General features: G+C 65.4%; 11 protein-coding genes. 1 reads left to right on the forward strand and 10 read right to left on the reverse strand.

The features are described 5' to 3' along the window. Positions 1–108 precede the first annotated feature (108 nt). The 4 genes from infB to rimP form a co-directional block, all read right to left on the reverse strand. Entirely contained in the window at positions 109–2,793 is a 2,685-nt protein-coding gene (infB, locus tag IVA87_RS18640; RefSeq protein WP_247303858.1) for a translation initiation factor IF-2, read from the reverse strand. A gap of 70 nt (positions 2,794–2,863) precedes the next feature. Next, a complete protein-coding gene (locus tag IVA87_RS18645; RefSeq protein WP_247276482.1) occupies positions 2,864–3,547 on the reverse strand; it encodes an RNA-binding protein in 684 nt (227 codons plus the stop codon). Positions 3,548–3,624: 77 nt separating this feature from the next. After that, entirely contained in the window at positions 3,625–5,235 is a 1,611-nt protein-coding gene (gene nusA, locus IVA87_RS18650) for a transcription termination factor NusA (protein ID WP_247303856.1), read from the reverse strand. Positions 5,236–5,237: 2 nt separating this feature from the next. Beyond that, positions 5,238–5,993 (reverse strand): ribosome maturation factor RimP, encoded by a 756-nt coding sequence (rimP, locus tag IVA87_RS18655; RefSeq protein WP_247303854.1) that lies wholly within the window; start codon positions 5,991–5,993, stop codon positions 5,238–5,240. A 357-nt stretch (positions 5,994–6,350) separates the two neighbouring features. Here rimP and IVA87_RS18660 point away from each other — a divergent pair, with 357 nt between their 5' ends. After that, a complete protein-coding gene (locus tag IVA87_RS18660) occupies positions 6,351–7,433 on the forward strand; it encodes a DUF2336 domain-containing protein (protein ID WP_247303849.1) in 1,083 nt (360 codons plus the stop codon). Positions 7,434–7,526: 93 nt separating this feature from the next. Here the strand turns inward: IVA87_RS18660 and trmB are convergent, their stop codons facing one another. The 6 genes from trmB to ybeY form a co-directional block, all read right to left on the reverse strand. Continuing rightward, entirely contained in the window at positions 7,527–8,237 is a 711-nt protein-coding gene (gene trmB, locus IVA87_RS18665) for a tRNA (guanosine(46)-N7)-methyltransferase TrmB (RefSeq protein ID WP_247303846.1), read from the reverse strand. Continuing rightward, the gene (locus IVA87_RS18670) at positions 8,234–9,391 is read right to left on the reverse strand and encodes a M20 family metallopeptidase (protein WP_247303844.1); all 1,158 of its coding nucleotides are present in this window, start codon (positions 9,389–9,391) and stop codon (positions 8,234–8,236) included. The genes trmB and IVA87_RS18670 overlap by 4 nt, the downstream gene beginning before the upstream one ends. Before the next feature lie 89 nt (positions 9,392–9,480). After that, the gene (locus tag IVA87_RS18675; protein ID WP_018319423.1) at positions 9,481–9,894 is read right to left on the reverse strand and encodes a helix-turn-helix transcriptional regulator; all 414 of its coding nucleotides are present in this window, start codon (positions 9,892–9,894) and stop codon (positions 9,481–9,483) included. 218 nt (positions 9,895–10,112) lie between these two features. Next, positions 10,113–11,726: an apolipoprotein N-acyltransferase gene (lnt, locus tag IVA87_RS18680; protein ID WP_247303842.1), complete on the reverse strand. Its 1,614-nt coding sequence runs from the start codon at positions 11,724–11,726 to the stop codon at positions 10,113–10,115. Continuing rightward, on the reverse strand, positions 11,723–12,841 hold the full coding sequence (locus tag IVA87_RS18685; RefSeq protein WP_247303839.1) for a hemolysin family protein: 1,119 nt from the start codon (positions 12,839–12,841) through the stop codon (positions 11,723–11,725). Before IVA87_RS18685 ends, lnt begins: the two co-directional genes overlap by 4 nt. Before the next feature lies 1 nt (position 12,842). After that, positions 12,843–13,352: an rRNA maturation RNase YbeY gene (gene ybeY / locus IVA87_RS18690; protein WP_247303837.1), complete on the reverse strand. Its 510-nt coding sequence runs from the start codon at positions 13,350–13,352 to the stop codon at positions 12,843–12,845. Positions 13,353–13,369 lie beyond the last annotated feature (17 nt).

Consider the following 13,369-nt stretch of genomic DNA (forward strand, 5'->3'; position numbering starts at 1 on the left):
TCGTTTGTCCTGTTGAAACGAAGAGGGGTGGATGGCCGGAAAATCCGGCCATCGCACTCCCGCAATCTCAGTTCAAAAAGGATCCGAACGCTTCGGTAAGATTTGGACTTACAGGGAGCGCTGGATCGTCTCCACGCGATAACACTCGATCACGTCACCGGCTCGCATGTCGTGATAGTTCTCGAAGGCCATGCCGCATTCCTGGCCCGACTGGACTTCCTTCACTTCGTCCTTGAAGCGCTTCAGCGTCGAGAGCTTGCCTTCGTGCACGACCACGTTGTCGCGGATCAGGCGCACATTGGCGCCGCGTTCCACGGTGCCGTCGGTGACGCGGCAGCCGGCGACCTTGCCGACCTTGGAGATGTTGAAGATCTCCAGGATCGCGGCATTGCCCAGCATGGTTTCGCGCAAGGTCGGCGCGAGCAGGCCGCTCATCGCCTTTTTCACGTCGTCCACGAGGTCGTAGATGATGTTGTAGTAGCGGATCTCGATGCCGTTGCGCTTGGCCGCCGCGGCCGCTTCCTTGTTGGCGCGAACCGAGAAGCCGATGATCGCGGCGTTGAAGCCTTCCGCGAGCGTCACGTCGGATTCCGAAATGCCGCCGACGCCGGCATGCAGGATGCGGGCTGCGACTTCGTCGGTGCCGAGCTTCTCCAGTGAGCCGAGGATCGCTTCCAGCGAGCCCTGCACGTCGGCCTTGATGATCAGCGGGAATTCCTTGCGGCCCGCGGTCTTCAATTGGGACATCATCTGCTCGAGCGAACCGCGCATGCCGGAGATCGAGGCAGCCGCGTTCTCGCGCTTCTGATGCGCGCGATAGCTGGTGATCTGGCGGGCGCGGGCTTCGTTCTCGACCACCGCGAGACGATCGCCGGCTTCCGGCGGACCGTTGAAGCCGAGCACCTCGACCGGCACCGAAGGACCGGCCTCCTGCACCGTCTCGCCCTGATCGGAGATCAGCGCGCGGACGCGGCCCATCTCGGCGCCGGCGACGATGATATCACCGACACGGAGCGTGCCGCGCTGGACCAGCACGGTCGCGACCGGACCACGGCCGCGATCGAGCTTGGCCTCGATCACAGTGCCTTCGGCCGGACGCTCCGAATTGGTCTTGAGGTCGAGGATTTCGGCCTGCAGCGCGATCATCTCGAGCAGCTTGTCGAGATTGGTCTTGTTCTTGGCGGATACCTCGACGTCGACGACTTCGCCGCCGAAGGATTCGACCTGAACCTCGTGCTGGAGCAGCTCGGTGCGGACGCGCTCGGGCTTGGCATCGGGCTTGTCGATCTTGTTGATGGCAACGATGATCGGCACGCCTGCCGCCTTGGCGTGGTTGATGGCTTCGACCGTTTGCGGCATCACGCCGTCATCGGCCGCGACCACCAGCACGACGATGTCGGTGACCTTGGCGCCGCGGGCGCGCATCGCAGTGAACGCAGCGTGGCCGGGCGTGTCGATGAAAGTGATCTTCTTGCCGCTCTCCGGCGACAGCACCTGATAGGCGCCGATATGCTGGGTGATGCCGCCGGCTTCGCCGGAAACCACGTTGGCATGGCGCAGCGCATCGAGCAGCGAGGTCTTGCCGTGGTCGACGTGACCCATCACGGTCACGACAGGCGAACGCGGTTCGGTATCGGTGGAATCGTCGACTTGGTCGAACAGGCCCTCTTCCACGTCCGAGGCGGCAACGCGCTTGACCGTGTGGCCGAGCTCTTCCGCGATCAGCTGCGCGGTGTCGGCGTCGATCACGTCGGTGATCTTGTGCATCGCGCCCTGCTTCATCAGCATGCGGATGACGTCGACCGCGCGCTCGGACATACGGTTGGCGAGCTCCTGGATGGTGATCGCTTCCGGAATCGTCACCTCGCGGATGAGCTTTTCCTTGGGCTCGTTCGAGGCGTGGCCCTTGAGGCGCTGGGTGCGGCGGCGGAACGAGGCGATCGAACGCTCGCGCACCTCATCGGCATTGAGCGCGGTGACGACGGTGAGGCGGCCGCGCTCCTTCTGCGGGCCGGGCTTGTGGGTGGTTTTGGGGGCGGCCGCAGGACGCGCGACACCGCCGGGACCGCGACGGATCTGGCGCGGACCATCGTCCTCGTCGGGTCCGGCCGCAACCGCGGGAGCGCGCCCCGCCGGGCCAGCCGGCCGCTGAGTGGTCGTTGTCGGGCGCGCAGTGGTGGTCGCCGCAGGTCGCGCCGTACCTGGCGCGGAGCGGGGAGCGCTAGTCGCCGGAGCTGCCGTTGCGGGACGTGCGGCAGAAGGCTGCTCGCCTTCGCCAAAACGCTTCTTGGCCTCGGTCTCGGCCTTCCGCTTGGCTTCGTCCTCGTGGCGATGACGCTCATCCTCGGCCTTGCGACGGGCTTCGGCGGCTTCGCGCTCGGCGCGTTCGGCAGCCTCGCGGGCAGCGCGGCGCTGCGCCTCTTCCTCGGCCTGGCGGCGTTCCTCGACCTCGCGCAGCTTGGCATCGGCCAGCGCGCTGGCGCGGGCCGAACGCTCGTCTTCGGTCAGGGTACGCAGCACCACCCCGGAACCGGCGTTGCGCGGTGGGGCGGGCGGCGGGGCGGAGCGCGAGGGCGCGGGCACGGCCGGTGCCGGTTTCGCGGTCACCTCGGGCGCGTGCGGCTCGGGGCCGTCGCCAATGCGGCGCTTGCCGCGCTTCTCGACCACGACCTGCTTGCTCCGGCCGTGGCTGAAGCTCTGGCGCACGGTGCCCGTTTCGACGCGCGGCTTGAGCGATAGCGTCTTGCTCGGAACGCTCAGCTTCTTGTCGCCAGGGGTCTTGGTATCAACCATTCAGCAGTCCTAATCCTGATCTGTTGTCGTTGTGCGTTGCCGCACCGTCATATCGGTTCGTCGTTGTCTCTCAGAAATCCTGGCCGTGTTTTTCGGCCGTCTTGTCATCGTCCGCCATCCGGTATCGGACCAGCATCTGGCTACGTGACAGGAATGACCTGCTCGCCGGGCCCGCGAGCAGCGCAGCATGTATCACATTTGACCGGGTCAGTGCCAAATCCAATTCTATCGATTTCAGCGCGGTGACGACGGGAATCTGCGGCTTGGCGCCGCGATTTCCGGCATTTTGACGCGCCAGCATGTCCAATTTGCGGATTCCGTCCGCGGCCCCGTCGCTGGCGTGGATCAGGACCTCGACCGTACCTTCCCGAAGGGCGCTCTCGACCTTGCCGAAGCCGGCCACGACCTGGCCCGCCTTGGCAGCGATCCCAAGGGCTTCCGTCACGCTCCGAACCAGGAGCGCTTCGATGTCGGCGGGAAGCGTCTGAGGGGCCCGCAGCTCGCGCTTGAAGGCCTTGTTAAATTGGTGACGCCGCACGGCTTCCGCAACCACCTGGCGTGAGGCGGTGATCCACATGCCGCGTCCGGGCAGCTTACGCTTGAGATCGGGAACTATGTCGCCTTGCGGCGAGACGACGAAGCGGATCAGCTCGTCGATCGGCCGGACCTTGCGGCTGACCGCGCACATGCGCATGGTCGCGGACCTTTCGGTCCGCGGCCCATGGTCGAGTTCGCTGTCAGTGCTGGCGAGCATCCGGGTGACATCCTCCTTCGCCTTCTAAGTCGCGTGTTCTTTACGCAAAACCGGCCTCCACTTTTGCTGAACACGCCTTAAGCCGGCTGATCTTCAGTCGCCTCAGCCTCCTCAGCGGGCTTGGCAAGATCGGCCTCGGTGATCCAGCCGGCCTTGACGCGGGCCTGCATGATCATCGCTTCGGCATCGTCGCGGGAGATGTCGATGCCGTCGAGCGCACCAACGTGCTTGGTTGGCTCGCTGCCTTCCTTGCGCTCGGTCCAGCCGACCAGATCGTCGGTGGCGCAGCCGGCGAGATCGTCGACCGTCTTGATGTCGTTCTCGCCGAACTTCACCAGCATTTTCGAGGTCACGCCGGGCACGTCCTTGAGGGCGTCCTCGACGCCGAGTTCCTTTCGCTTGGCCTCGAGCTCGGCTTCCTGCTGCTCGAGATGTTCGCGGGCGCGGTTCTGCAGCTCCTGCGCGGTCTCCTCGTCGAAGCCCTCGATGCTGGCGAGTTCCTTGACGTCCACCATCGCGAGTTCCTCGACCGAGGTGAAGCCTTCGGACGCCAGCAACTGGCCGACCACTTCGTCGACGTTGAGCGATTCCATGAAGACGCGGGTGGAATTTTCAAAGTCGGCCTGGCGACGCTCCGATTCCTCCTGCTCGGTCAGGATGTCGATGTCCCAGCCGGTGAGCTGCGAAGCCAGACGCACGTTCTGGCCGCGGCGGCCGATCGCCAGCGAGAGCTGGTTGTTGGTGTCGGGCACGACGACCTCGATGCGCTCGCGGTCTTCGTCGATGACGACCTTGGAGACTTCGGCCGGTGCCAGCGCGTTGACCACGAAGGTCGCGATGTCGGGCGACCAGGGAATGATGTCGATCTTCTCGCCCTGCAACTCGTTCACCACCGCCTGCACGCGCGAGCCGCGCATGCCGACGCAGGCGCCGACCGGATCGACCGAGGAATCTCGGGAAATCACGCCGATTTTCGCGCGCGAGCCGGGATCGCGGGCGACCGCCTTGATCTCGACGATGCCATCATAGATCTCCGGCACCTCCTGCGCGAACAGCTTCGCCATGAATTGCGGATGAGTGCGGGAGAGGAAGATCTGCGGGCCTCTCGTCTCGCGGCGGACGTCGAAGATATAGGCGCGGACACGGTCGCCGTTGCGGAAGACTTCGCGCGGCAGCATCTCGTCGCGACGGATGATGGCTTCACCACGGCCGAGATCGACGATCACGCTGCCATATTCGACGCGCTTGACGACGCCGTTGACGATGTCGCCGATGCGGTCCTTGAATTCCTGATATTGCCGGTCGCGCTCGGCCTCGCGCACCTTCTGCACGATCACCTGCTTGGCCGACTGGGCGGCGATGCGGCCATATTCCAGCGGCGGCAGCGTGTCGGCGATAGTGTCGCCGACCTGGGCACCGGGATTGGCGCGCTGTGCATCCACCAGCGAGATCTGGTTCGAAGGGTTTTCGACCTTCTCGACCACAAGCATGTGGCGCGACAGCCGCAGCTCGCCCTTCTTCGGGTCGATCTCGGCGTGAACGTCAGTCTCGCTGCCGTAACGGGCCCGCGCCGCCTTGGCGATGGCATCCTCCATCGCGGCGATGACGATGCCGCGGTCGATCGATTTCTCGCGCGCAACGGCGTCCGCGATCTGGAGCAATTCAAGTCGATTGGCGCTGACTGCCATGGCTAGTCTCCTTCGTCAGGCTCGATCTCGCCCCGTCGCGCACGTTCGGCGGCCAGGCGATGCTTCTTTGTATTGGTCGGTGCCGGCTTTTTTTTCGGCTTGGTGTTCTTGGTGATCTTCTCGCTGATCTGGGCGTGCGGCGCCGGAGGCGGCTCGAGGCCGAGATTGCGACGCATCTCGCGCGCCTCGGCCTTGCCGCGGCGCATGGATTCCGCAATCAGCTCATCGGTCAGCACCAGCCGCGCCTCGCCAATATCCTCCATGGTCAGGAGAACGTCGGCGTCATCGCCGGCCTTGACGTCATCGCGATGCAGATGCACGCGATCGCCTTCGACAGCACCGAGCGTGCCGCGGAACCGCTTCCGCCCCTCATGGGCGACCGCCATCTCGACCTTCACCAGATGTCCAGCATAGCGCTCGAAATCGGAGCGGCGCACCAGCGGCCGGTCGATTCCCGGTGAGGAGATTTCCAGCCGGTAGGCGCGATCGATGGGGTCGGCGACGTCGAGCACAGGCGACAGCGCCCGCGAGATCGCCTCGCAATCCTCAATCTGCATCGAGCCGTCCGGCCGCTCGGCCATGATCTGCACCGTGCAGCCGGCCTCTCCGGAAATACGGATACGCACCAGCCGATAGCCCATGCCCTGGAGCACGGGAGCTGCGACCGCGGCCACCCGGGCCGCGACGCCCGGCTCGACCACGAGCCGCGGCTCGGCCAGCAATTCGGCATCCGTGGAACCAGGGTTCGGTTCGGTCATAGCAGGGGTCAGGCGCTCGATGGTTAAGGCTGGGTTAATGTCAAAGCCCGCTTCGGAACTCTCCCGACAACGCATCGGGCCGCATCCTCCGCCAAGCCGCGTTCAGGTAATAAAAAAGAGCGGGTCCTTTCGGGCCCACTCTCACTACGCGGATCGTATGAGAAGATGAATTGCCGCTGATATAGCCCTTTCGCCCCTCCCGGACAAGGCCCATTGCAGGGCAGAGGACGCTTTTTGCGTCCTTTGGGCGGCTCGCCCCGCAACGCTTCCTTCATCAAGCAGGCCTAGATTCCCCGATTGTGGGGCGGCTTGAGCTATGGCGCGCCCACGGCGTGCCAGATCCCCGAGTTGCGTTTCATGATCGTTGCTACCTCGCTGATTCCTGGATTGGACGATATCGTCAAACGCGGCGATCCCCGACGTCGCGGCGAGATCGCGCGGGCCATCTCCGCATTATTTTTCCGGGATGCCGAAAAACTCCGTCCCGAGCTGATCGATCTGTTCGACAATCTCCTGATCGATCTCGTCCCGCATGCCGAACTCGCTTCGCGCGCCGATCTCGCCGAGCGCTTCTCGCGCCTCGGCAACGCGCCGCCGCATCTGGTGAACCAGCTCGCGCGCGAAAACGAGATCACGGTGGCCGGCCCCGTGCTGCGCCGCTCGCCCGTGCTCGATGAGGCAGCCCTGGTCGAGATCGCGCGGCTGAAGGGCCAGGGCCATCTGCTGGCGATAACGGAGCGCCCCACCTTGCCGGCGGTCGTCACCGACGTGCTGGTGGAGCGGGGTGATCGCGACGTGGTGCGTCGCGCAGCCGGCAATGCAGGTGCTGTCTTCTCGCCCGGCAGCTATTCCGAGCTGATCAAGCGTGCCGCGCAGGACGGCGTGCTGACGCTCAAGATCGGTCAGCGCAACGATCTCTCCGGCGAGCACCTGAAGGAGCTTCTCAACGGCACGCTCGACGTCATCCGCCGCCGCCTCTCCAGCGTGGTCAATCCCGCGCGCCAGGTCGAGATCAAGCGCGCGATGGAGGCCATCGAGGAGGCGGCGCGGCCGCCGGGGCCGCGCCGTGACTTCTCGGCGGCACAGCGAACGGTGACGGCCCTGCATCGCGAGGGCCATCTCGGTGAGAGCGCGCTGCTCGGTTTCGCCAAGGCGCTCAAATATGAGGAATCGATCGCCTCGCTCTCGGCGATGACCGGCGTCCGCCTCGCGATTCTCGACCGCCTGATCGCGGGCGATCGCTACGATCCGATTCTGATCCTGGGGCGCGTGCTCAATCTCGGCTGGCCCACGGTACGCGCGCTCATCCTGCTGTGGTACGGGCCGCATCGCACCCCGGCCGATGCCGACATCGAGGCCGCGCGCATGAACTTCACGCGCCTGATGCCGACGACCGCCGAGCGCGTCGTGAATTTCTGGCGCAACCGGCGGACGATTTGAAGTTCTCTCTCTTGTCATTCCGGGGCGGGCGAGGCCCGAACCCGGAAGCTCGAGCTTCCGGGTTCGATGCTGCGCATCGCCCCGGAATGACGACTAGACCCGCTTGAACCGCAGATAGGCCGCCTTGCGTCCTTCGCGCGCGGCCTTCCGGCCGTAGCGCGTCATTGTGTAGCCCACCCATGGCTGCCGAAAATCGTCGGCGCGTTCGGCAAGCCAAACGAAATCCGAAGAGCGGGCAAGATGCGACAGCGTCCAGGCGCAGTAATCGTCGACGTCGCAGACGAAACGGAATTCGCCGCCAGGCTTCAGCACGCGCGCCATTGCGGCAATGGTCCTGTCCTGGACGAAGCGCCGCTTCCAGTGCCGCCGTTTCGGCCAGGGATCGGGATGGATCAGGTCGATCCGCGACAGCGAGGCTTGCGGAAGCCAGGCCAAGAGCTCGGCGGCATCGCCGGCGAACAGGCGGATGTTGCTGATGTTGGCGGCGTCGATCTGCGCGAGGATTTTGGCCATGCCGTTGACATAGGGCTCGCAGCCGATGAAGCCGGTGGCGGGAAAGCTTTGCGCCTCGGCCGCCAGATGCTCGCCGCCGCCGAAACCGATCTCGAGCCGCACCTCGCTTGCCGCGGGGTCGAAGATCTCGCCGGCATTCGCCGGTGCCTCGCTCGCGATGTCGAGCGCAAGATGCGGCAGCAGCTGATCGATCAGCCCGGCCTGGTGCTGCCTGAGCTTGTGACCCTTGCGGCGTCCGAAGAAGGCGCGCTCGCTGTCATCGCGCGCGGAATCTGATTTGCGCTCGCTCATCGCAGCGTCTGGTACAGGCGATGGAGCAGCCGCGCGCGCGGCGCGAGCGAGGAGACGTAGAGCTGCTCATAATGCGTGTGTGCGCCCTTGCCGTCGACGCCGAGCCCGTCGAGCGTCGCGGTGTGCGCGGCGGTAAAGTTACCGTCCGAGCCGCCGCCGGTGTGGGTGTCGATCAGCTCGAAGCCGATCTCGGCGGCAAGCGTCTTCGCATGCTCGTAGAGCGCCGCGCCGGCATTGCTCTTCTCGTAAGGCGGGCGATTAAGCTCGCCGGCGACCGCAACGGTGACGCCGTCGGTCTTCGACGTGAGCGCGAGGATCTTGCCGACGAACTCGTCCGCATCCTTGAGGCTCAACACACGCAGATCGACTTCGGCATAGGCCTCTTCCGGCGTCACGTTGGGGCGCGTGCCGCCGCGCACCACGCCGACATTGACGGTGACGCCACGCTTGACGTCGTTCATCCCTTCCAGCGCCAGGATCACGTTGGCGAGCTCGCGGACGGCGCTGCGGCCGTCCTCCGGTCGGGAGCCCGCATGCGCGGGCACGCCTTTGATGAAGACGCGGAAGCGTCCGACGCCCTTGCGTCCGGTGACGATCCTGCCGCCGTCGCGCGCCGGCTCCGTCACCAGCACGTATTTGGCCTTGCGACCTTCCTGCTCGATCAGCGCACGTGAGGTCGGGCTGCCGATCTCCTCGTCGGAGGTGAACATGTGGGTGATGCCGAGCGGCGAACGGTCGCCGGCGGCGCAGAGCGCGCGAAAGGCATGGTAGGCGATGTAGGCGCCGCCTTTCATGTCGTAGATGCCGGGGCCGAACGCGCTGTCGCCTTCGATCTTGAACGGCAGGCGCTCGATGAAGCCCATGGGATGAACGGTATCGAGGTGGCTCAGCACCAGGATGCCCGGTCGGTCCTGGCCCCAGGTCGAGCGCGCCACAAGATGATCGCCGCAGCCATTGACCCCAGCGACGCGCTCGAGCGTGGCGGGCAGCTCGCGGTATTGCTCCGCGACCACGGAGATCAGCTTGTTGACCTGCTCGGGCGCTTCCGTCGGCGTCTCGATCTCAACCCAGCGGCGGATGCCATCGAGAATGGTTTGGGAATCGAACCAATTGGAGCTGGCCATGAACGCATCTATGCCCTTGAACTGCATCATCGGAGTGGACGCGCATCGAGGGCGCGGTCGCAAATGACGACATAGGCCAGATTTGGCGCAGTCTCAAATCGCCAATTGCGATGGGCGCGTCAGCGCTTGTCGGGGCCTTCGCGCGCGGCGATCTGCTCGACGAGATCGACGATGGAGCGGCGCATCTTGGAATCGGTGATTCGGGTGAACGCCTTGGTCAAGGCGAGTCCCTCTGATGTCGCAAGGAAATCTGAGACGTAAGAGGGCGAGGCGCCTTCGCTGAAGCCATCCGGGCCCGGCACACCGCTCGGCCCGCCCTCGAACAGGAACGACACAGGTACCTGGAGAATCTCGGCGATCTGCTGAATGCGGCTCGCGCCGACCCGGTTGGTGCCCTTCTCGTATTTCTGGATCTGCTGAAAGGTCAGGCCCAAAGCTTCACCGAGCTTTTCCTGGCTCATGCCCAACATGATGCGGCGCATACGCACGCGACTGCCGACATATTTGTCAACAGGGTTGGGCGCTTTCGACATTTCCTCAGCCCTCCAAACATCACCCTCGGCGCAATCATCAGGCCTGCCTCGGGTGCCAGCACCGTCAAATCGAACCCTCTTATTGGGAAACATTGCGGAGAAATTTAGCAATGTACCGCTGTCTTTCGCAGCCGGTGCAGAATGAGGAGCCCGCCTGCAGTCTGTCAACCGTGGGACTACGGTTGTCAAGGATTCCAGCCACGTCCGCTGCGAGGCGATCAGGGGTGCCGTTTGGCGACACGCCGGCGGACCGCCACAATCACCGCGAGCGCGACGAGCATGGCTGCGGGCACGTCGCCGACGCGCGCATAGACAGTCGATGGGATCGCGGCGGGCAGGTTTGCATCCAAAATGCCCTCGATTCCGAGACCGAGGCTGGCGATGGTGCGTCCCATCGGATCGATCACTGCGGAGATGCCGGTGTTGGCGGAGCGGACCAGCGGCAGGCCGAGTTCGATCGCGCGCATCCGCGCCTGCTCGAGATGCTGATAGGGGCCGGTCGAGATGCCGAACCAGCCGTCATTGGTGAGGTTAACGATCCAGCCCGGACGTTCGCTGCGTGCAGCCACCTCACCGGGAAAAATGGCTTCATAACAGATCAGCGGCAGCGCGGGCGGCGCGCTGGCGACCGGCAGCGCATGCCGCACGGTGCCGGCAATGAAGCCACCGCGCACGCGCGTCAGCTGCTCGAAACCGAGCTTCTCCATCAGCTCCTGATAAGGAAGAAATTCGCCGAACGGCACCAAATGCAGCTTATCGTACACTGCGAGCACGCTGCCATCGTGGTCGATCACGTAGATCGAATTATAGGCGCGCGTGATCGGTGTGCCCCGCGGCAGGTCCGGCGCGCGGACCGACCCCGTGATCAGCACAGTGCCCTTCGGCAGCAGATCGGCGATTTGCGCCATCGCGTCGGCTTCGCGGGTCAGGAAGAACGGAAAGGCGGATTCCGGCCAGATCAGGATGGTGGCATCGCGAACGCCGGTCGATTGCGGACCAGAGGCGCGGTCGGACAGCGCCAAATATCTCTTCATCACCTCCGCTTTGGCGGCGTAGTTGAATTTCGCGTCCTGCTGCAGGTTCGGCTGCATCAGGCGCAGCTTGGCGCCAGCAACCATCGTGGTCGGAGGCAGCGACAGGCGGATCGCGCCGAAAATGCTCATGACGATCAGAAGCGCGATTGCGGCGGCCGGTGCGCGCCATTGCAGGCGGCCATCGGGCGCGCGATCGATCAGCGTCGCAGGGCTCGCGAAGATCGCGACGGTCAGGAACGTCATGCCCCACAGGCCGATCAGCGATGCCGTCTGCGCCAGCGGCAGCGGCTCGGACAGCGCGTAGCCGAACGCGTTCCAGGGAAACCCGGTCAGCGCGTGGCCGCGCAGCCATTCGCTAATGGTGAGACTTGCTGCGAGCGCCAGCACGCGCGTGGCGTTCTTGGTCCAGAGCAGGCGCGCCAGCGCAAAGCCCATTGCCGTGAAGATCGAGAGATAGGCCGGCAGGCCCAGCACGGCGAACGGTGTGAGCCAGGCGAACACGTCGGCGTCGACGAAGAATGCGTAGCCGATCCAGTAGAGACCGGGGACGAAATAGCCGAGCCCGAACCAGTAGCCAGTCAGCGCCGCGGCAGGAACGCCGCCATATCGTCCGGCGCCGGCGCCGTCGATCAGCCAGACCAGCACCGGGAAGGTGAGGAACAGCACCGGAAACAGGTTGAACGGCGCCAGCGCCAGCACCGACAGCGCCCCGGCCGCCATGGCGATGACGGCGCGCTTCCATCCCCAGGTGAGGATGACGGCAAGCGCAATCTGCCGGAGTCGTTGCAATGGGCTCACTGCGGACCGGTCCCGTCGCTTGGCGGCGGGGTAGGCGTGTCACTGGCCGGTGGTTGGCCGCTCTCCGGCGCAGCCTCGCGGCGTCGGCTCTCGCGCTGGGTGCGGGGCGCGGGACGTTCCTTCCGCGTCGAGATGCGCAGCCGCTTGACGCGGCGCGGATCGGCATCGAGCACCTCGACCTCGTACGTGCCGGGGCCCGAGATCACTTCGCCGCGCACCGGCAGGCGCCCGACGAAGCTGACGAGATAGCCGCCCAGCGTCTCCACTTCCTCGCCGGCCTCGCCGGTGACGAAATCCTCGCCGATCACCGCGCGGACGTCGTCGAGGCTGGCACGGGCATCGGCGATGAAGGCGTTGTCGGGCAGGCGCACGATCGAGGGCGGCTCGTCGCTGTCGTGCTCGTCGTCGATCTCGCCGACGATCTGCTCGACGATGTCCTCGAGCGAGACCAGCCCGTCGCTGCCGCCATATTCGTCGACCACCAGCGCGAGGTGGATGCGCGTGGCCTGCATCTGCGCGAGCAGGTCGATCGCCCGCATCGAGGGCGGCACGTACAGCAGCTTGCGGATGATGCGCGCATCGTGAAGCGGCAGCGCGAGATCGACGGCGCGCAAATCGAGCCCGGCCGGCAGCGGTTTCTTGCGCTTGGTCTTGGTGGCCTCCGACACGCGCGCACGGGCGGTCATGAAGGCGAGCAGGTCGCGGATGTGGACGATGCCGACGGGATCGTCCAGCGTCTCGTTGTAGACGACGAGACGCGAATGGCCGGCGCTCTCGAAGCGGTCCATCAATTCGCCAAGCGGGATGTCGCGCTTCACCGCGACGATGTCGGCCCGATGGACCATGACGTCGGCGATGCGGCGCTCGTGCAGGCCGAGGATGTTGCGCAGCATGGTGCGCTCGACCGCGGAGAAGCCGGTGTCGTCGGGGGTGGCCGCGTTGAGCACGACCTGGAGATCGTCGCGCACCGATCCCGCCTTCCAGCCGAACAGCGTCCGGATGGCGCGCAGCAGCCAGCCTTCCGCGGTCGGCCGCATCACCTCACCTTGGGTCACGACGGCGGGTAAATTGCGCGTGTTGCGCGGGTTGTCCTGGATTGGATCGGAATCCGGCATCTCAGTTCGTCCCCGGGCGGTCAGCATAGGGGTCGGGGATGCCGAGATGCGCCAGGATCTGCGTCTCCAGCGCTTCCATCTCCTCCGCGTCGTCGTCGTTCTCGTGATCGTAGCCGATCAGATGCAGGAAACCGTGGACGGCGAGATGGCTCAAATGATGACCGAACGGCTTGTGTTCCTCGTCCGCCTCGCGCCGCATGGTCTCGTAGGCGATCGCGATGTCGCCGAGCATGCGCGGCGCATCGCCCGGCTTCCATTCGCCTTCGGGCTGGAGCGCGGGGAATGACAGCACATTAGTTGGCTTGTCGATGCCGCGCCAGTTGCCGTTGAGGGTGCGGATGCCGGCGTCATCGGTCAGCATCACAGCCACTTCCGCGTCGGCGAGGTCTTCGTCGACGCTCTCGGCGGCTGCCGCAAGCGCGCGCTGGATCACGGTCTCGGAATCGGGCTCGCTCTGCCAGCAATCGGCGACGACGAGGACCTCGGTGATGGGAAGGTTGGGATGGGACATTGTGCTGTCTGGGACGA

Origin of the sequence: Bradyrhizobium sp. 147, from assembly GCF_023073935.1 — a bacterium.
GTDB lineage: Bacteria > Pseudomonadota > Alphaproteobacteria > Rhizobiales > Xanthobacteraceae > Bradyrhizobium.